The organism is Actinomadura sp. BRA 177 (assembly GCF_013372625.1).
GTDB lineage: Bacteria > Actinomycetota > Actinomycetes > Streptosporangiales > Streptosporangiaceae > Spirillospora.
Genome location: NZ_JABXFD010000300.1, coordinates 1 through 17,507, shown reverse-complemented (window position 1 = coordinate 17,507; position 17,507 = coordinate 1). Strand labels below are relative to the sequence as shown.

Sequence of the window (17,507 nt, the reverse complement as noted above, 5' to 3'; positions counted from 1 at the left end):
GGCGCTAGACCCGCCGCCCAGAGGGAAGCGATAGCTCCCGGCCCTGAAGGACCGGGGTTCCGCTAAAAGCCTGCTGAACTTCGACCCGGCTGTGGTCGGCTGCGTCACTGCCGTCCGTCGTTTCATGGACGTCGGGACGGGTGGCGCCATCGTCAATATCTCGTCCCACCAGGCGCAGCGCCCGGTACGCGGTTCTCTTCCCTACGCGACCGCGAAGGCGGCCGTCGAGGGCCTCATCCGGGCGTTGCCTGTTGATTGCGGCCCGCATGGCATCCGAACGAATGTCGTGGCTCTTGGCTCGATCACAACCGACCGCTACGAAACATTCCTGGAAGGCCGGAACGTCGGCGAGAGGCGGCGAATCGAGGACGAAATGCGGCTGCTCCATCCGGTCGGACGCGTCGGACGTCCCGACGAAGTGGCCGCAGCCGTCGCGTACCTGCTCTCGGACGAGGCGAGTTTCGTCAACGGCGCCGTCCTCCCCGTGGACGGCGGGCGGCACGCGGTCGGCCGGGACCCCGAAGAAGCCCGTGTTTTCCCGGACGACCTGGGAAAACGCGGTACGTAGGACGCTCGGCCGCCGAGCCTGGTTGACAGCGAACCCAAAGCTGGCCAGGACCCCCCGATTGTCGCCGGATACCGATACATATAGGGATTCGTTCGATCGGAAGGGATCCACAGGGTGAGGAAGCTTCTCGTCACGGGGGCCGCCGCGATCGCGGTGGCGGGAGCCGGGGTGCTGGTGGCGACGCCGGCCGAGGCCGCGAGTCCGGTGCAGATCTACCGGGTGTACTACAACTCGCCGGGCAGCGACACGGGGTCGACCAAGTCGCTGAACGCCGAATGGGTGCAGCTGTTCAACACGTCGCGATCGTCCAAGAACCTGAAGGGCGTCAAGCTCCGCGACAAGACCGGCTACACGTACACGTTCGGCTCCTACACGATCAAGGGCCGGAAGTCGGTCTACATTCACACCGGCAAGGGCAAGAACACGGCCACGCACCGCTACTGGGGCAAGACCTGGTACGTCTGGAACAACACCGGCGACACCGCCTACCTCCTCTACCCGAGCGGCCGCCTGGCGGACAAATGCTCCTGGGGCAAAAAGGGCTCCTCAAAGTACTGCTGACCCTCTCCACGACGCGGCTCGGCCCTCACAAGAGAGCCGAGCCGCGCGTGTCCGGCCTCGCGTGGACGAGGATGACGCCTGGAGTGTCCCGAATCGTCCGTCGGTCCGCTGAGCTACGCCTTCTGATCGCTGTTTGGTGCCGTGGCAGTCGTGTGTCTGAAGGCGATTTTCGGCGTGATGTGTCGACCGGCTGCGCGGCGTCCGGCCGGAATGTCAGAGGGGCCCGGCAGACTTGCGGATGACAGCGAGCGGAGGGCGAGCCAGTGGTCATCATTTCGGGGGCGCTGTATGTGGACGCGGGGGCCCGGGACGCGTATCTGGACGGGTGCCGGGAGGTCGTCGGGATGGCGCGGGCCGCGCCCGGGTGTCTTGACTTCGCCGTGTCGGCCGACCTGGTCGAGCCGGATCGGATCAACGTGTACGAGCGGTGGGAGAGCGGCGAGGACGTCGAGCGGTTCCGGGGTGCGGGGCCCGAGGCGGAGCAGGCGGCCCAGATTCGCCGTGCCGAGGTGATGAGGTATTTGATCTCGGGGGTCGAGGCCCCGTAGCGCCGGTGGCAGAGTTGAGGGGTGCGGGTTGGGATTCTCGGGCCGTTGGCGGTCACGGACCGAGGGAATGATGTCGCCGTTCGCGGGACGCGGCTGCGGGCGCTGCTGATCCGGTTGGCGCTGGAGCCGGGGCGGACGGTCACCGCGGAAGCCCTCGTCCAGGCGCTGTGGCCGGAAGGCGGGCCGGGCGTCCATGCGCTGCAGGCGCTCGTCTCGCGGTTGCGGCGGTGCCTGCCGGACGGGCGGCTGCGGTCGGTGCCCGGCGGTTACGTCCTGGACGTCGACTCGGTCGATGGCTCCGAGTTCGAGCGTCTGGCGGGGGAGGGGACGCGAGCACTCCGGGACGGGGATGCCGAAGGCGCGGCGCACCGGTTGCGCGAGGCGCTCGGGCTGTGGCGCGGGGACGTGCTGGCCGATGCGGCCGGAATCCCGTTCGCGGACGCGGCGGCCGTGCGGTACGAGGCGCTCCGCGTTGCGGCGATCGAGGATCGGGTGGCCGCCGAGCTGCGGATCGGGGTCGAGCCGGCGGCGCTGCATCCGTTGCGTGAGCGTCCGCGCGCCCTGCTCATCGAGGCCCTCCACGAAAGCGGCCGGTCGGCCGAGGCGCTGGCCGTGTTCGAGCAGTTCAGAGCCTTGTTGGCAGAGGAGCTGGGGGCCGATCCGGGGACGGGGCCGCGGGACGCGTACCTGGCCGTCCTGCGGGCCGCGCCCAGGGAGCAGGTGCGGGGCAATCTGCGGGTGCCGCCGACGAGTTTCGTCGGGCGGGAGACCGAGTGCGCGTGGGTTGCGCGGGCGCTGTGGGACGGGCGGCTCGTCACCTTGGTCGGGCCCGGCGGGGTGGGCAAGACGCGGCTGGCGGCGAAGGTCGGGGCCGATTTGTCCGGAAGGTTCCCGGGCGGGGTCTGGCTCGTTGAACTGGCCGCGGTCGAGGAGGCCGCCGAGGTGCCGGGCGCGGTCGCGGGCGTCCTGGGGCTCCGGGACGGGACGAACCGCCTGGTCGAGGCGTTGTCCGCCGACGAAACGCTGATCATCCTGGACAACTGCGAGCACGTCGTGGACGCGGCGGCCGGCCTGGCGGACGAGCTGCTCGGCACCTGCCCCAGCCTGCGCGTCCTCGCGACCAGCCGGGAGCGGCTCGGTGTCGGCGGCGAAGCGCTGTGCCCGGTGCCGCCGCTCGAAGCCGCGTCGTCCGTCGAGCTGTTCGCCGAGCGGGCGGCGGCCGTCCGGCCGGGGTTCGTGGTGAACGGCGAGGTCATCGGGGAGATCTGCCGGCGCCTGGACGGGTTGCCGCTCGCGATCGAACTGGCCGCCGCCCGCCTGCGGTCGATGCCCCTGGAGCAGCTCGCGGCCCGGCTGGACGACCGGTTGCGCCTGCTGACGGGCGGCAGCCGGGCGGCCCTGCCCCGGCATCGGACGTTGCGTGCCGTCGTCGGCTGGAGCTGGGACCTGCTCGACGACGCGGAACGCCGCTTCGCCGAGAGCCTGTCGGTGTTCCCCGGGACGATCACGCCGGAGAGCGCGTCCAAGGTGACCGGCGTCGAGGACGCCCTGGACGTTCTCGACTCGCTCGTCGACCGCTCGCTTCTCCAGGCCGTCGACGGGCCCGAGCCGCGTTTCCGCATGCTGGAGACCATCCGCGAGTACGGGCTGGAGCGGCTGGCCGATGCCAGGGCGACCGAGGCGCGGGCCCGGCACGTCCAATGCTTCCTTGAGCTGGCCGAACGGGCGGAACCGCACCTGCGCCGTCCCGAGCAGCTGACGTGGCTTGCGCTGCTGATGGAGGAGCGCGACAACCTCCTCGCCGCGCTGCAGCACGCCGTGGACGAAGGCGATGCGGAGAAGGCCGTCCGGATGGGCGCCGCGCTGGCCACGTTCTGGATGATCCAGGGCGATCACGCGGAGGCGGCCCGGCGGCTGCGGCTCGCGCTGGACGTTCCGCGCCGGGGGCCGGTGCCGGGGGAGGCGGCGGCGCTGGGCGGTTACGTGTTCAACACCGTCCTGTCCGGGGGCGACGCGCGTGACGATCCGCTGATCGGCGAGCACCCGGAATCGGGACACCCGCTCGCCGCGTTGATCGAGCCCGCCGCCGCGCTGCTGAACGACGACCCCGCCGGGGGCGTCGCCGTCATCGACCGGCGCCTTCCCAACCCCGACCCGTGGACGAGGGCCGCGTTGCATCTGATGCGCGCCATGCTCAACGGCAACCGGGGCGAGATGGGCGCGGCCGGCCAGGACATCGCCGCGGCTCAAGCCGGGTTCCGTGAGTCGGGTGAGCGTGCCGGCCTGGCGCTCGTGCTTACCTTCGCGGCCGAGATGCAGACCGTCGACGGGCGTTTCGCCGACGCCGTCGCCGCGCTGGAGGAGTCGGTCGGGCTGCTGCGCGAGCTGGGGCACGGCGGCGACACGGGCATGCAGCGGGTGATGCTCGCGATGGCGCGGGCCCGGTCCGGCGACGTCCGGAAGGCGCGGGACGAGCTGTCCGCGATGGTCGCGCCGGGTGCCGCGACCCCGTCCCGCTACCTGGTGCAGGCCCGGCTCGCACTCGGCGACCTCGCACGTCACGACGGTGACGAGGACGAGGCCCGCGAGCACTATGCCGCCGCCGGGCGCGAACTCGACCGCGTCCCGTCCTACCCGCAGTTCCGTTCGCTGCTGGAGGCGGCGCGCGGCCAGCTGGCGATCGGACGGGACGACCCGGCGGCGGCGCGGCACCTGCGGAAGGCGCTCACGCTCGCCGCCGATTCGCCCGACCTGCCGATCGCCGCCGTCGCCGGATACGGGATCGCGCGGCTACGCGCCACAGCCGCCCCGCCGAAAGCGGCCGAGGCGCTCGGCGCCGCGTCCGTCCTGCGGGGCGCGCCCGACGCGTTCAACCCCGACGTCGTCCGGCTCACCCGCCGCCTCCGCAAGGACCTGGGCGAACGCGCCTACCGCGACGCCTACGACCGGGGCCGCCGGCTGGACGTGCACGGCGCGCTCGCCCTCCTGCACGATCAGCTGCGCCGCCGGTAGGCGTAGACGGCGAGCGGCCCGAACACGACGAGGAACCCCGCCGACCACAGCAGGGTCACCGTCGCCGGATGCGCCACCGGGCCGCCGAGCAGCAGCCCGCGCGAGGCGTCCACCGCGTCGCTCACCGGGTTGATCTTGACCCATGCCTGGAGCCAGCCGGGCATCGTGTCCGCCGGGACGACCATGTTCGTGCCGAACGCCAGCGGAAAGATGCCGAGGAACGCCACCGTCTGCACGATGACCTCCTCCCTGATCAGGACGCCGATGAGCACGTTGGCCCAGCCCAGCGCGAAGCCCAGCACGGTAGCCAGACCGGCCGCCGCCAGCGCCGACAGCACGTCCGTCTGGACGCGGAAGCCCATCAGGTAGCCGGTCGCGAACAGCACCACGGCCGCGACCACGTACCGGACCATGTCGCCGAGGACGATGCCGACAAGCGGCGCGGAACGTCCGATCGGCAGGCTGCGGAACCGGTCGAAAACCCCCTTCTTGATGTCGGTGTTGATGCTGAGCCCGGTCGCCAGCATCCCGGCGAGCAACATCGTCATCACCAGCACGCCAGGGAACACGTACTGCAGATACGCGTGCGTCGAGCCGGACACCGCGCCGCCGAACAGGTACACGAACAGCAGCAGGAAGAGGATCGGCATGAACAGCGCGTCGCTCAGCACCCCCGGGCTGCGCCGCGTCTTCGTCAGACTCCGCCCGGCGAGCAGCAGACTGTGCCGCACGAGCCGATACCGACGCCGCGACCGCCCCGCCCCGATGCCACCAACCTGCGGGAAAGCGACTCCCCGCGCTCTTCGGCCCGCTTGACTCCCGTTCTGCTCGGGGACGACTCCCGGCAGGCGACCCGCTTGGCTCTCGTTCTGCTGGGGGACGGTCCCAGGCTTCGCTTCGCTCATGCCGCGGCCTCCTCGTCGTCGGTGCGGTGGCCGGTCAGGGTGAAGAACACCTCGTCCAGGCTGGGCAGCCGCAGCGACAGTTCGGTGACGCCGATTCCCGCGGATTCCAGCCGCCGGACGGTCTCGGTGAAGTCCTCGTCTCCGCTGACCGGCACCGAGACGACGTCCCGGCGCGGCTCGACCTCGCGTCCCGACACCGCGCGCAGGATCGCGGCGACCTCGCCGATCCGCCCAGGGTCACGCGGCCGGACGGTGATCGTCTGCCCGCCGGCGATCCGCTTCAACTCCGCCGGCGTGCCGGACGCGATGGCGGTCCCGCGGTCGATGACGGTGATCTCGTCGGCGAGGGCGTCGGCCTCCTCCAGGTACTGGGTGGTCAGCAGGACCGTCCCGCCGCCGTCCGTCATCGACCGGATCAGCCGCCACGCCTCCTCCCGCCGTCCCGGATCCAGGCCGGTCGTCGGCTCGTCCAGGTAGATCACGGCGGGACGTCCGATCATGCTGGCGGCGAGGTCGAGGCGGCGCCGCATCCCGCCCGAATACGTGGAAACCCGGCGCCCGGCGTCCTCGGTCAGCTCGAACCGCTCCAGCAGTTCGGCCGCCCGCGCCTGCGCCTCCGCCTTGCGCATGTCGAGCAGCCGCCCGATGAGGACGAGGTTCTCCGCCGCGGTGAGGTCCTCGTCCACGGACGCGTACTGCCCGGTGAGGCCGATCAGCTCCCGCACCTTCGCCGCGTCCCGGACGACGTCCAGCCCGCACACCTCGGCCCGCCCCGCATCGGGACGCAGCAAGGTCGCGAGAATCCGTACCGCCGTAGTTTTCCCAGCACCATGCCGAGAACCCCCAGCACCGTCCCCGGACGCGCCGCGAGCTCCACCCCCGCCAGCGCGGTCGTCTTCCCGAACCGTTTGACCAGGCCCTCGGCCTGGAACGCGTAACTCATACCCCGAAGGCTGCCGGGCGCCGCTCACAAACCCCTCACACGCCGACCGCCCGCCCCCGGACGTCCACCCGCCGGACGGCCGGCGCGCCCGCCGCCGGGCGCCCGCCGCCTGACGCCCCCTGGCGTCCGCCGCTGGCGCGCCCGGCGCCGGGTGTCTACTCCATGTCGAACTTGACCGTCTGCCCCTTGATGGACGTGACCTTGATCGTGACCGGGCCGACCCGGGAGCTGTCGCCGACCGAGATCCGGGTGGGGGCCGACCCGTTGGCGGTCACGGACACCCACGCGCCGGAGATCTCCGTGACCTTGACGTCGACGTCGTTGATGTCGAAGGTCTTGCCCGTGCCGCTGACGGTCACGTGGCATCTGCCGTTGACGCAGCTGTGCGAACTGACCTCGCACCCGCTGAGCGTGAGCGCGCCGCCGAGCGCGAACACGGAGATGAGGACCGGAACCGCACGCTTCACCTATAACCCCCACGTAGCAACGATGTCGGCTATATCGATGTGCCGGTCGGTCGCCCGGTTCCCCGCTGACCTGGCACAAAGTGGTCACCCGTCAGCCCGAACCTCGTCCCCCCGCGCCGCGTCAGGCGGGGGTCAGCGCCTCGTGCCATCGGGCGGTGTCGGTGTACTGGTGAAGCCACGTGATCCGGCCGCCGGTCACGCGCCACAGATGGACGAACTCCGCCTCGTAAGGACGTCCCGTGGAGCGCGCGGTGCCCCGGTAGTGCCCGGTCACCACCACGAGCCCGTCGTCCGTCTCATGCCAGGTCTCGGCATAGGGCGCGGTGTCGTACTCGGCGAAGACGGCACCCCACACACGGGCGAGCGTCTCCTCGGGGCCGTGGAACACGCCGCCGGCCCCGAACGGCAGGCCGGGCGCGGTACGGGCTTCGAACTCCGGATGCAGCAGAGCGAGGATCGCCCCGGCGTCCCGCGCCTGCGTGGCGGTGTAGAACCCGGCGACGACGTCCGAACCGGCGGCCATGGGCACTCCTTTTAGAGACGGTGTTCTAGAATGAATCCACTACTAACACGGGAGGCGCCCCTTGGGAAGACCGGCCAAGTTCACCGAGGACCAGATCCTCGACGCCGCCCTGGCGGTGACCGCCGAAGACGGACCCGCCGCGGCCACGATCGGCGCCATCGCCACCCGCCTGGGCGCCCCGTCCGGCTCGATCTACCACCGGTTCGGCTCCCGCGACCTGCTGCTCGCCACCCTCTGGACCCGCTGCGCTCACCGCTTCCAGGAAGGCTTCGTCGCGGCGCTGGCAGCGGGCGACGCCGAGTCCGCCGCCCTGCACACCCCTCGCTGGTGCCGCGCCCACCTGGACGAAGCCGCCGTCCTCCTGCTCTACCGGCGCCAGGACCTGGTCGGCGAATGGCCCGACCGGTTCGCCGACCTCAACCGCGACAGCACCGACGCCCTCAACGCCTTCGCCGACCGCCACCCCGGCCTCGACCACGAGCGCCTGGTCTTCGCCACGGTCGACGTCCCCTACGGCGCCGTCCGCCGCCACCTCCTGGCCCGCCGCCCGCCGCCGCCCACGGTGGACATCCTGATCACCACCGCCTGCCGCGCCGTCCTGCCCCCCTGATCGACCGACCTCACGCGCCGCCGAGGCCGAGGCGATCGCTGTAGTCGGGGGAGTAGACCACCGGGCCGTACCAGCCGCGCAGGACCGCGGCGATGTGGGCGCGGTCCGGGGTGGCCGGATTGGCGGGTATGCGCCGCGCCCAGTTGGACAGCAGGCCCTCGGTCGTGGTGAGGCACGTCGTTACTAGGGTTGTGGCTCGCTTCTTGTCGTCCCAGGTGTGCCAGAGCGCCCAGCCTTCCGGGCGCGTCTCGACGCCGAGCAGGGCGCAGATGTCCGCGTAGTAGCCGGACGACCTGATCAGGGCCGCGCCGCCGAGGGGCAGTAGGGGACGCTCGTCCACGCAGCCGTCGCCCTCGAAGTGGTAGTGCAGGAGCGTCCTGGCGATCTCGTTGACCGTGCGCTGGAGGGGCGTCGCGGACTCGGGTTCGTCGAGATAACTGAGCCAGCCCTCGTCGTCGGCGTGGTCGACCAGCTCACGGCACAGCAGTTCCAGGCGGCGCAGGTATTCGTGTTCTTCGAGATCCGGCATCACGGGAAGTCTGCGACTTCACCGCCTGCGGCGCATTCGGTTTTTGACGTGGTCAAGCGTTGAGGATGGAGCGGACGACTCTTTGGGTGTCGGTCAGGTCTTCTAGGACTTGTTCGGCGCCGGAGAGGCGGAGGGCGGGGGCCGGGGTGGCGCCTGTTGCTACGGCTACTACTCGGGCGCCGCCTTCGTGGGCTGCGCGGACGTCGTGCGGGGTGTCGCCGATCAGGACCGTGTTGGACGGCGTGAAGTCGTCGCCGTACTTGCGGGACGCGCGCTGCTGCGCGAGGGCCACCAGGGGTGGGCGTTCGATGCCGTCCATGCCGTAGGCGCCGACGTCCAGGTCGAAGTAGTCGGTCAGGGCGAGGGCGGTCAGTTTGACGCGGGCTATCTGCTCCATGTTGCCCGTGAGGGCCGATTGGATCACGTCGGGGCGCGCGGCGAGGGTCTTCAGAGCGGCGTGGGCGCCCGGTAGGACGTGGCCCCTCGCGGCGATGTCGTGGGAGCGGGACGCGAAGGCCTCGGCGAGGGCCGTGGTGAAGGAGGCCAGCAGGGCGGGCGTCGGGTCTATGCCGTGGTGGCTGAGGGTTTCGGTGGTGATGGCGAGGTCGGTGCGTCCGGCCATGGCGGCGACCTTGGCGGGGCGGTGGCCGATGAGGCGGTGGAACACCGTCGCGTAGATGTCGGCGCTGATGCCGCCGGCGTTGATGAGGGTGTGGTCGATGTCCCAGAGCACCAGTGTTCGCACGGCCGCATGTTAGGGCGCAGGCGCGGGTAAAGGATTCCGCCGCTGGTCATCCGGGCGTGAAATGCTGGTCACTTGGGTGTGCGTGTTGATCGACATACGTCCCTGAAGGAGCAGAGCGTGGCCGAAAGGCATCTCGAGATCGAGCAGAAGTACGATGCCGCCGCCGACTTCGTCCTGCCGGAGCTAGGCGGGTTGCCGGGCGTGGCGTCGGTCGGGGAGCCGCAGGTCCACGAGCTGCACGCCACCTATTTCGACACCGCGGACCTCCGGCTGGCCGCCAACAAGATCACGCTGCGGCGGCGCAAGGGCGGGACGGACGCGGGCTGGCACCTGAAGATGCCCGCCGGGCCGGACAGCAAGCAGGAGCTGCGGGCGCCGCTCGGCCGGCCGCTGGTCGTCCCGGCGCGGCTCGCGGGGCTGGTCGCGGTGCACACGCGGGGCGCGGAGCTGCGTCCGGTGGCGACCTTGGAGACCAGGCGGACGGTCGTCCGGCTGCTCGGTGCGGACGGGGCCGAGCTGGCGGAGGTCGCCGACGACCTGGTGACCGGGCGGGGCGGCGACGCCGAGCCCGAGATGTGGCGGGAGATCGAGGTCGAGCTGGGGACCGGCGCCCCCGACCTGCTGAAGGCGGCCGGGAAGCGGATCCGGAAGGGCGGCGCCAAGAAGGCCAAGTCGTCGTCCAAGCTCGGGCGGCTGCTCGGCGAGGCCGTCGTGCCGTCGGAGGCCGCCGCTGCGCGGGCCGCGCTCAGGTCGCGGATCGCGGCGGCGACCTCCAATGGGAAGGCGCCCGGGATCACGACCGGCGAGGTCGTCATGGCGTATCTCGCCGAGCAGGTCGAGGCCATCGCGCACTTCGACCCGAAGGCGCGGCTGGGCGAGGACGATGCCGTCCACAAGATGCGCGTCGCGGTGCGAAGGACGCGGAGTGCGCTGCGCAGCTACCGGTCTGTGCTGGACGCAGAAAGGACCGTTCCGCTCGGGCCGGAGCTTCGGTGGCTGGCGCAGGAACTGGGTGAAGTGCGCGACCGCGAGGTGCTCCGCATGCGGTTTCAGGGCGCCCCCGATTTCCTGCTGGACGATCTGGAGAAGCAGGAGCGATCCGCGTATCGGCGGCTGAACATGTGTCTGAAGGAGCCCAGGTATTTCGCGCTCCTCGACGCACTCGACAGGCTCATCGCGAACCCGCCGCTGGCCGCGGCGGCGGGCAAGAAGGCCCGCAAGGAACTGCCCGGCCTCATCACGCGGTCGTGGGACCGGATGGCCAAGGAGTACGCGTCGATCAAGACTGCCGATGATCCCGACATCGCGCGCCACGAGACCCGGAAGGAGGCCAAGCGCGCCCGGTACGCGGCGGAGCTGGCGGTTCCGGTGCTGGGTGTCGCGGCGAAGCGGGTGGTCGAGGACGCCAAGCGCATCCAGGGCGTCCTCGGCGACTACCAGGACGGTGTGATCGCCATGGAGCACCTAGCGGCCGCCGCGAAACGCACCCAGATTCCGGCGGAGGCGTTCACGCTCGGTGTGCTTTACGGCAAGGAACAATGCGAGGCGATAACCGCGCGCGACCGGCTGGCGACGACCTGGTCACGCACCCTCGGCCCATCGTTCTAGGCGCTGTGGCGTTCCAGGGCTGCCATTGAGTCGTCGGCAAGGTGGGCGGCCCAGAATTCCGCTTTGTGGAGGCTCGGGTCGTCCGGAGCTTTCTCGCCGAGTTCCTTGCACAGGCCCGTGACGAGTTCGGAGACGATCTCGCCGTGGGTGCACACGACCGTGGGGGCGCCGGTCAAGGAGAGCAGCCGTTCCACGGCCTGCTCCGGGCCGGTGTCCCCGACGGTGAACGCCGCGTCCGTGACGATGGACGTCCGGGCCAGGCGCGCGTAGGGCAGGACGGTCTCCAGGCAGCGCGCCGTCGCCGAGCTGATCACCCGCAGCGGCCCGTAGGCGTGCAGCAGCCCGGCGAGGGCAGCGGCCTCGCGCCGGCCCGGGGCGTCCAGCGGACGCAGCGCGTCGGCTTCGCGCCACTCGTGCTTCTCCCCGGCGGACGCGTGCCGCAAGATGACCAGCGGCGACGTCCGCGAAGGGCCGCGCAGGAACTCGTGGAGCAGGTCGACGTCGTGCCGGTAGCTGAGACGGGCCTCGGCCTCGGCGGTCGGCAGCCAGACCAGCTCATCGACCTCGGAGTTCGGGGTGAAAGCGCTCGACGCGACCGGACGGGCCGTCCAGTAGTCGACCTGCTTCGTCCGCTCCCCGATCGGATAGGTCGAGGTCGGCAGGCGGCGGCCGAGCCGCGCGACGATGCCCGTCTCCTCCTCGATCTCGCGGACGGCGGCGCGCAGCACGTGCTCGCCCGGGTCGACCTTGCCCTTGGGGAACGACCAGTCGTCGTAGCGCGGACGGTGGATCAAGGCGAACTCCGGCCCGTCCCGCCACAGCACCGCGCCCGCCGCACGGATGATCTCAGCCATCGACCGTCCTCCATCGGCGGCTCTTGACCAGGTGCGTCTGGATGTCGAGCAGCGTCTCGCCGGGCCGCGGCCGGGCCCGCGTCCACGTGCCGTCGCCGGCGAGCGCCCACGCGTGGGTGCCGGGATCCATGGCGCGGTCGAGCAGGGCGAGCAGGTCGTCGCGCTGCGCCCGGTCGGTGACGGTGACGAGGGCCTCGACGCGGCGGTCCAGGTTGCGGTGCATGAGGTCGGCGCTGCCGAGCCACACCTCGGGCTCGCCGCCGTTCTCGAACGCGAACACGCGGGAGTGCTCCAGGAACCGGCCGAGGACGCTGCGCACCCGGATCATGTCCGACAGGCCGGGCACGCCGGGACGCAGCGCGCAGATGCCGCGCACCCAGACGTCCACCGGCACCCCCGCCCGCGACGCCCGGTACAGCGCGTCGATGATCACCTCGTCCACGAGGGAGTTGCACTTGATCCGGACGCGCGCCGAATGCCCCGCCCGCCGGTTGTCGATCTCGTGCTCGATCCGCTGGACGAGCCCGGACCGCAGGCTGTTCGGCGCGACGAGCAGCCGGTGGTAGGAGCTCTGCCGCGAGTAGCCGGTCAGGTGGTTGAACAGCGCGCTGACGTCCTCGCCGACCTCCGGGTCGGCGGTGAGCAGGCCGAAGTCCTCGTAGAGGCGGGCGGTCTTCGGGTGGTAGTTGCCGGTGCCGATGTGGCAGTAGCGGCGCAGCTGGCCCTCGTCGTCCTGCCGGACGACCAGCGCGAGCTTGCAGTGCGTCTTCAGCCCGACGAACCCGTACACGACGTGGCAGCCGGCCGTCTCCAGCTTGCGCGCCCACGCGATGTTGGCGCGCTCGTCGAAGCGGGCCTTCAGCTCGACGACGACCACGACCTGCTTGCCCGCCTCGGCGGCGTTCATCAGCGCGTCCACGATCGGGGAGTCGCCGGACGTCCGGTACAGCGTCTGCTTGATCGCGAGGACGCGCGGGTCGGCGGCGGCGTCCTCGATCAGCCGCTGGACGGTCGTGGTGAACGAGTCGTACGGGTGGTGGACGAGGACGTCCCGCTCACGGATGGCGCTGAAGATGCTCGCATCCTCGGGCAGCGCCTCCTTCGACGGCACGAAAGGGGGATATTTCAGCTCCGGGCGGTCGAGGTCGGCGATGGACGCGAGACCGCCGAGGTCGAGCGGACCGATCACGCGGTAGATCTGGCTGTCGTCCACGGCCAGCTCGGAGGTGAGCAGCTCCAGCACGCCGTCGGAGATCGACTCCTCGACCTCCAGCCGGACGACCGGCCCGAACCGGCGGCGCAGCAGTTCGCGCTCCAAGGCTTGGAGCAGGCCCTCGCTTATGTCGTCGTCTATCTCCAGGTCCTGGTTGCGGGTCACGCGGAACGCGTGGTGCTCCATGACCTCCATGCCGACGAACAGCTGCCCGAGGTGGGCGGCGATGACGTCCTCCAGCGGCGTGAACCGGTCGGGGGACGCCTCGATGAAGCGCGGCAGCAGCGGCGGCACCTTGACGCGGGCGAACATCGTCGCGTCGGTCTCCGGGTCGCGGACGATCACCGCCAGGTTCAGCGACAGGCCCGAAATGTAGGGGAACGGGTGCGCGGAGTCGACGACGAGCGGGGTGAGCACCGGGTAGATCCGGTCGCGGAACAGGCGCCGCAGCCGCTCCTGCTCGGTCTCGGCCAGCTCGTCCCAGCGCAGGATGTCGACGCCCTCGTCCTCGAGGGCGGGACGGATCTCGTCGCGGAAGCAGGACGCGTGCCGGCCCATCAGCTCGTGCGCGACCTCGCCGGTGCGCTCCAGCACCTCGCGGGGCTGCCGGCCGCTCGCGGACTGGACGGCGAGCCCGGTCGCCATCCGGCGGGCGAGGCCGGCGACGCGGACCATGAAGAACTCGTCCAGGTTGCTGGCGAAGATCGCCAGGAACCGGACGCGCTCCAGCAGCGGCAGGCCCGGATCCTCGGCCAGCTCCAGGACGCGCTGGTTGAATCTCAGCCAGCTCTCCTCCCGATCGAGGAAGCGGTCGTCCGGCAGCGCTTCGGGTTGCTGGGGGAGCTGTCCTGGATTGACGGTCATGCCCTAATTTCCCTGACCAAGATGAACGGCGGTCGAACTCGGCGGGTTTCACCCGAAGGATCAGACCCTCCGATCATGCCCCAAGTTCCCGCTGATCACTCGGTATTTCCCGCGCCCTGCCCGGCCGTTACGCGCCGCCGCCGCCCAGATGCGCGATGTGCGCGGTGTCCGCCCGGTCGTCATGGCTCAGGGCGGACGCCCCCACGCACACCAGCGCCACGATCACCGCGAGCCAGGCGACGACGCGGCCCGCGCGCAGCCCGTAGCCGCAGGTGACCCAGAGCAGGTGCAGGCCCAGCCGGCGCAGCGGATCCCGCTCCCCGCGCCGCCGCATCTCCAGCGCCCCGTACCGGAAGTCCCTGGCCAGCCGGCCCCGGTCGGACGCGGCGGTGGCGCGGGCCAGCCCCAGGTAGAGCGCCCGCAGCCGGTCATCGTCGCCGCCGGTGAGATCCTCGGCCAGCACCGCGCGGCGGCAGCGCGCCCACGGCCGCAGCGTCCGCCGGTCCGGGACGGTCGCGAACGCGCAGTCGCCCGTGATCTCCAGCGCGTCCGGGCGGCGCAGGCCGAGGAAGCCGCAGCCGCTCAGGTCGACGTCCGCGAGGTGCAGCCGGGCCGCGTCCACCCGGCGCAGCGACGCGACCCGGACGTCCGCCGGGCCCAGCGGAGGCGTGACCCCCTGGATCGGGCGGGCCAGCGACCGGACGGCGGCCGGGCCCTCGAACACCGCGTCCTCCAGGTCGAGCTCCGCGTGCCGCAGCCGGAACCCGGCCTCCCCGTGCACGATCACGCCGCGCGCCGTGACCTGCGGGGCCGCCGCGTGGACGCGGAGCCGGCCGTGCACGGTCGCGTCCGACAGCCCGATCCGGCCGCCCGCCGCGAGCGGGCCGAGCGCCACCCCCTGCCGGAACCGCGTCCGCTCGAACCGGGCATGCCGGGCGACCTGGACGCGCTTGAACGAGACGGGGCCGCCGAAGCACGCCGCCTGCATCGCCGCGTCCCGTCCGAACCGGGCGCGGTCGAAGCAGGCCGCGCCCATGAACACGGCCCTCCGGAACGAGGCGTCGGCGTGCCAGCGGGCCTCCCCGAACAGCGCGTCGCAGGTGAAGACGGCCTCCTCGAACGTCGCGTACCGGTGGAAGCGCGCCTCGTGGAAGGACACGTTCCGGCCGAACCGCGCACCCCGGAACGAGACATTGCCGAAGAACCGCGCGTCGTAGAACGAGACGCCGCCGAGGAAGCACGCGCCATCGAACGAGCTGTCGCCCTCTACGCAGGCGCCGTGCAGCACCGCGTCGGACGGGAGCACGGCGCCGTCGAACCGCGTCCGGCCGAGGTGGGGACGTCCGTCCGGCCCGGTGACGGCGTCCAGCACGGCGTCGAGCAGCCACGCCTCGATGGTGACGCCCCGCAGGTCGAGGTCGCCGCCCGGACGCAGCGCGCCCGTGAACTCCTCGAACTCGCGGGGACGCAGGTGCGCGGGGCAGCCGCCGAACCGTCCGGCCGCCCGTCCACTGCATCCCTGGACGGCCGAACATCGAGGCCAGAACACCACCGGCGAGGAAGGCTCGTGAGAGGTCACGGTTCTCGTTGTACCCACGCCGCCGCGCGGAGTGAAGGTCTCCCGGGGGCCAGGTACGTGCGACCCCGGCGCCACCCGCGCCCCGATAAAGGGGCGGGCTTGTTTTGTCAGACCCTTGCGTAATGATTTCTGTTATGAGCAGAGACACCCATCCGGGGGTGCAGTGCCCGCACTGCCAATCGCATCTCGCGCTCGTCCCCGTGCCGGGAAACACCGTGCCTGGAAACCCCGTGCTTGGAAACACCGTCGTCCCGCCCATCCCCGCCGTGCCGCTCGTCGTCAAGGAGGAATGGCAGCCGCCGCCCGTCGCCGAGGTGCTCGCCGTTTACGCCGGACGCGCCAAGGACACCGTGACCGCGACCCGCGGCGCCGCCAAGGTCAGAGAAAGCCTCAACCGCGCGAAGGCCGCCGGCGCCCAGCGCCGCGCCGCCCAGCAAACCGCCCGCCGAACCCCCAAAAGCGCCTGATCACACAACGATCACGAACCCCGCCCGACACAAAAGGGACGGCGCCACGGCGGCGCCGCCCCTCCACCCGCCACGGGTGCAAGTCCATTCACTTGTGGGTGCCGGCATCGGAATTGACCGTCCGCCCGGGCCGGCTTGAGGCGCCCTCCGCGGGACGGCGCCGTGATGACGCCGTCCCTTCCGATGATCGTCCGCATGTGCAGGGGTGTGCGACCCGGCGGCGCGGTTCAGCGCGGGGACGGTACCGGCGGACCGTACCGTCCCTTCCCGCTCCGGTTACGGGTGGGAGTTCGTCCATTCTGTGGTGAGGGTGACGGTGGAGCCCTCCGTGCGGCCGGACGGGGTCTGGGTGCCGGCGGCCGGGACCAGCATGATGTTCTGGCTGGCCAGGGCGGTACCCGTGGACAGATCAATGATCAGCTGGTGGCGGATCACGCCGCGGGGGGTCTTCTCGTCCACGGCGATCGCGTTTCCCGTGCGGCCCTGCGGGTCCTGGACCTTTCCGACCGACTTCACCGCCGGGAGCGCGGCCAGCATGCGGAATCCGGCCGCCCGGACCTCCGGCTTCACCGGCATGTCCATCACCAGGCCGCGCGCCACCTGGTAGAGCCATTCGTCCGATGACATCGGGTCGTTCGACTCGGTGCCGTGGCCCTTGTACCAGCGCAGCAGTTCAGCCTTGAGGCGCTTCGGGTCGGACGGCAGCGACCGCAGATCCTTCATGGTCACGTTCCGGCCCAGCCAGAACACCTTGTCCCCGTCGACCAGCGGCGAACTGCTCACTTCCGGACGGCCCGGCGCGGTCTTCGCGGTGAAGCTCTTCAGACGTCCCTTCTGCTTGGGGGACGTGGGCACGTCGATCTCGAACGTGGTCGGTGAGCCGGCGCGCTTCCAGGCCGCCATGTCCGCCTGGGTGGCGGGCTTGGCGCCGAGGTTCTGCTGGAGCGTCCAGGTCTTGACGTCCGGCTTGCTCGGCGTCCAGGTCTCCGCCTTCTGCCGGACGACGACGCCGTAGTGGTCCGCGCCCGTCCCGACCATGTAGAGGTGGGACGAGATGGTCACCTGGTGCCAGTACGCCCGCATCGTCTCGGTCTGGCCGTCCGCCTTCTCCGCCGCCGCGAGCAGCACGGTCCTCGCGTCGAGTGCCTCCCCGCCCCGCTGCGGCGCCAGGCCGGCCGGGTTCCCGCCGGTGGTGACCAGCGTCGCCGCGACGATCGCCCCCGCGGCCACCGCCCCTGCGAGGCTCAGCCCCCACACCGGGCGCACCCGCCGCCGCGCCGGAGCGCCCTGCGCCCCCGCCATGGCGTGCGCCAGCTCCGCCCGCCGGACGTCCCCGTCGACCGGCGCGTCCGGGTCCAGCTCGGCGGGCCTGGCCTCCCGCAGTGTGTGCAGCACGTCCCTCATGTCATCTCCTCGCTGATAACCCGAACCCGAACCCCGGCGGGCTCGCGGCCGTCCGCCGACTCCTGGGCGGCGGCGTGCAGAAGGCGGCGGCGGGCGCGGTGCAGGCG

General features: G+C 71.5%; 16 protein-coding genes and 1 pseudogene. 7 read left to right on the top strand and 10 right to left on the bottom strand.

Annotated features, from left to right (window positions below):
* Positions 1-91 precede the first annotated feature (91 nt).
* The 4 genes from HUX53_RS14535 to HUX53_RS14520 all read left to right on the top strand — a co-directional run bounded on the left by HUX53_RS14535 (position 92) and on the right by HUX53_RS14520 (position 4,689).
* Entirely contained in the window at positions 92-568 is a 477-nt protein-coding gene (locus HUX53_RS14535) for an SDR family oxidoreductase (RefSeq protein ID WP_309237223.1), read from the top strand.
* Positions 569-682: 114 nt separating this feature from the next.
* The gene (locus HUX53_RS14530; protein WP_309237222.1) at positions 683-1,129 is read left to right on the top strand and encodes a lamin tail domain-containing protein; all 447 of its coding nucleotides are present in this window, start codon (positions 683-685) and stop codon (positions 1,127-1,129) included.
* Positions 1,130-1,392: 263 nt separating this feature from the next.
* On the top strand, positions 1,393-1,677 hold the full coding sequence (locus tag HUX53_RS14525; RefSeq protein ID WP_176403713.1) for an antibiotic biosynthesis monooxygenase family protein: 285 nt from the start codon (positions 1,393-1,395) through the stop codon (positions 1,675-1,677).
* A 45-nt stretch (positions 1,678-1,722) separates the two neighbouring features.
* The gene (locus tag HUX53_RS14520) at positions 1,723-4,689 is read left to right on the top strand and encodes a BTAD domain-containing putative transcriptional regulator (RefSeq protein WP_176403712.1); all 2,967 of its coding nucleotides are present in this window, start codon (positions 1,723-1,725) and stop codon (positions 4,687-4,689) included.
* On the opposite strand, the gene HUX53_RS14515 is transcribed toward HUX53_RS14520, so the two are convergent.
* The 4 genes and pseudogenes from HUX53_RS14515 to HUX53_RS14500 all read right to left on the bottom strand — a co-directional run bounded on the left by HUX53_RS14515 (position 4,671) and on the right by HUX53_RS14500 (position 7,527).
* The gene (locus HUX53_RS14515) at positions 4,671-5,420 is read right to left on the bottom strand and encodes an ABC transporter permease (protein ID WP_309237221.1); all 750 of its coding nucleotides are present in this window, start codon (positions 5,418-5,420) and stop codon (positions 4,671-4,673) included. The genes HUX53_RS14520 and HUX53_RS14515 overlap by 19 nt on opposite strands.
* 170 nt (positions 5,421-5,590) lie before the next feature.
* Positions 5,591-6,537 (bottom strand): annotated as a pseudogene (locus HUX53_RS14510) (ATP-binding cassette domain-containing protein).
* A 155-nt stretch (positions 6,538-6,692) separates the two neighbouring features.
* Entirely contained in the window at positions 6,693-7,004 is a 312-nt protein-coding gene (locus HUX53_RS14505; RefSeq protein ID WP_176403710.1) for a hypothetical protein, read from the bottom strand.
* A 121-nt stretch (positions 7,005-7,125) separates the two neighbouring features.
* Entirely contained in the window at positions 7,126-7,527 is a 402-nt protein-coding gene (locus HUX53_RS14500) for a nuclear transport factor 2 family protein (RefSeq protein WP_176403709.1), read from the bottom strand.
* 61 nt (positions 7,528-7,588) lie between these two features.
* Here HUX53_RS14500 and HUX53_RS14495 point away from each other — a divergent pair, with 61 nt between their 5' ends.
* Positions 7,589-8,137 carry a TetR/AcrR family transcriptional regulator gene (locus tag HUX53_RS14495; protein WP_176403708.1) on the top strand — a complete coding sequence of 183 codons (549 nt, stop codon included), beginning with the start codon at positions 7,589-7,591 and terminating at the stop codon, positions 8,135-8,137.
* Between the two features lie 10 nt (positions 8,138-8,147).
* Here HUX53_RS14495 and HUX53_RS14490 read toward each other — a convergent pair whose 3' ends face one another.
* Positions 8,148-8,666 carry a hypothetical protein gene (locus tag HUX53_RS14490; RefSeq protein WP_176403707.1) on the bottom strand — a complete coding sequence of 173 codons (519 nt, stop codon included), beginning with the start codon at positions 8,664-8,666 and terminating at the stop codon, positions 8,148-8,150.
* A gap of 52 nt (positions 8,667-8,718) precedes the next feature.
* Complete coding sequence (locus tag HUX53_RS14485) at positions 8,719-9,411, bottom strand: HAD hydrolase-like protein (protein ID WP_176403706.1); 693 nt, start codon at positions 9,409-9,411, stop codon at positions 8,719-8,721.
* Positions 9,412-9,528: 117 nt separating this feature from the next.
* Here HUX53_RS14485 and HUX53_RS14480 point away from each other — a divergent pair, with 117 nt between their 5' ends.
* A complete protein-coding gene (locus tag HUX53_RS14480) occupies positions 9,529-11,019 on the top strand; it encodes a CYTH and CHAD domain-containing protein (RefSeq protein ID WP_176403705.1) in 1,491 nt (496 codons plus the stop codon).
* Here HUX53_RS14480 and HUX53_RS14475 read toward each other — a convergent pair.
* The 3 genes from HUX53_RS14475 to HUX53_RS14465 all read right to left on the bottom strand — a co-directional run bounded on the left by HUX53_RS14475 (position 11,016) and on the right by HUX53_RS14465 (position 15,529).
* Positions 11,016-11,873 (bottom strand): NUDIX hydrolase, encoded by an 858-nt coding sequence (locus HUX53_RS14475; RefSeq protein WP_176403704.1) that lies wholly within the window; start codon positions 11,871-11,873, stop codon positions 11,016-11,018. The two genes, HUX53_RS14480 and HUX53_RS14475, sit on opposite strands and share 4 nt — an antisense overlap.
* Positions 11,866-13,950 (bottom strand): RNA degradosome polyphosphate kinase, encoded by a 2,085-nt coding sequence (locus HUX53_RS14470; protein WP_176403703.1) that lies wholly within the window; start codon positions 13,948-13,950, stop codon positions 11,866-11,868. The genes HUX53_RS14475 and HUX53_RS14470 overlap by 8 nt, the downstream gene beginning before the upstream one ends.
* A gap of 127 nt (positions 13,951-14,077) precedes the next feature.
* Positions 14,078-15,529, bottom strand: a complete 1,452-nt coding sequence (locus HUX53_RS14465; protein ID WP_176403702.1) for a pentapeptide repeat-containing protein — start codon at positions 15,527-15,529, stop codon at positions 14,078-14,080.
* Between the two features lie 230 nt (positions 15,530-15,759).
* Between HUX53_RS14465 and HUX53_RS14460 the strand changes: the two genes are divergently transcribed.
* On the top strand, positions 15,760-15,996 hold the full coding sequence (locus HUX53_RS14460) for a hypothetical protein (protein ID WP_255205251.1): 237 nt from the start codon (positions 15,760-15,762) through the stop codon (positions 15,994-15,996).
* A gap of 276 nt (positions 15,997-16,272) precedes the next feature.
* On the opposite strand, the gene HUX53_RS14455 is transcribed toward HUX53_RS14460, so the two are convergent.
* Positions 16,273-17,400 carry a CU044_5270 family protein gene (locus HUX53_RS14455; RefSeq protein WP_176403700.1) on the bottom strand — a complete coding sequence of 376 codons (1,128 nt, stop codon included), beginning with the start codon at positions 17,398-17,400 and terminating at the stop codon, positions 16,273-16,275.
* Positions 17,401-17,507: the final 107 nt, after the last annotated feature.